The 1,130-nt window shown below is 31.0% G+C and carries 1 protein-coding gene; it reads right to left on the minus strand.

Annotated elements, in window-relative coordinates; all coding sequences use genetic code 11:
* Positions 1-1,130: plasmid maintenance protein (locus U881_RS11640; protein WP_024653806.1), on the minus strand; the 1,130-nt coding region annotated here is incomplete at both ends.

Here is a 1,130-nt window from a genome sequence, read left to right on the forward strand (position 1 = left end):
AAAGAGATACTTCATTTTTTGTTGTACTCTCTATACAATCATTTTTACCTTCAATATCGTCATTTGACAATGACTCAGACAAAATGTTTGGGGGCGTTTTGTTCAAGAAACTATCTGTTTCGTTTGATTGTACGTTATCGCATATGTCTTTCTTCAAATTTACTAACATACTTTCTTTCGCACGGTTCTTCAAATGGGCTCGCTCCTCTTCTGCCCTCCTAAGCCTCTCTTCTCTCTCTTTTGCTTCCTGTTTAAAAAGACTTTGCAAATATTCTTCTCTTCTCAGCAATTCTAGCCTGCGTTTCTCTTTTTTTTCTAAATCCGTTTTTTTTGCTTTCTCTTCTGTCTCTTTTTTTTCTGCCTTTTCTGTTGCATAAATTTGCAAATTTTTCTTTGTTTTTTTTCCTTTTTTTTCTAAAAATTTTTTTCCAACACATATGTTTTCACCATAGACTGTTCTTTCAACACATCGCTTTTTGTATTTATTAGGGTACCAATCTCTAAATCTGCCTCCCCAAATTACTTCATAATCGTTTATTATCCCATCTTCTCTTTTCATCATCATCCACACTTTGTGTTTGTACCTATTCGCAAATTGCTTTAAGAAGTGCTCTAAAATGTCTTCAAGACTGTATTCAATTCCATAGTCAATTATTGCTTGCTCCAAATTTAACAGAGCATTTATGTATGTCGAATCGTTGTTGCTCAGCTCTTTTATTTGCTTCACATATTTTTCGCTAATTTTGTAATCAGATAACAGTCTTGTCTTAACATCTTTTCTCGTTATTTTGCAATCCCTTTTCTTTTTTTCATAAAAATCAGCTTTTTTCATAAGCATTTCTGAATTCTTTTTAGAATTCTTTTCTTTTTTATAGCTTATATTAGCTTTATTAATTACATCGGACATTTTGACATCGGACATTTCGACATGTGACATTAACTTTGGAACATGAGAAATTGTGTTTGTTTTGTTATGTTCATTTTCATTTAATTGTAATTGACTTTCAATCTTTTCAAGGTTTGTGCAATTGGGTGTTATCTTTTTATCAAAATCCCCAATAATTTTCTTGTCTTTTAGATTTTCTTTAAGTAGTTCTTGTAGATATTCAAAAATGATTTTTTTGTGCATA

Source organism: Borrelia persica No12, from assembly GCF_000500045.1.
GTDB classification, from domain to species: domain Bacteria; phylum Spirochaetota; class Spirochaetia; order Borreliales; family Borreliaceae; genus Borrelia; species Borrelia persica.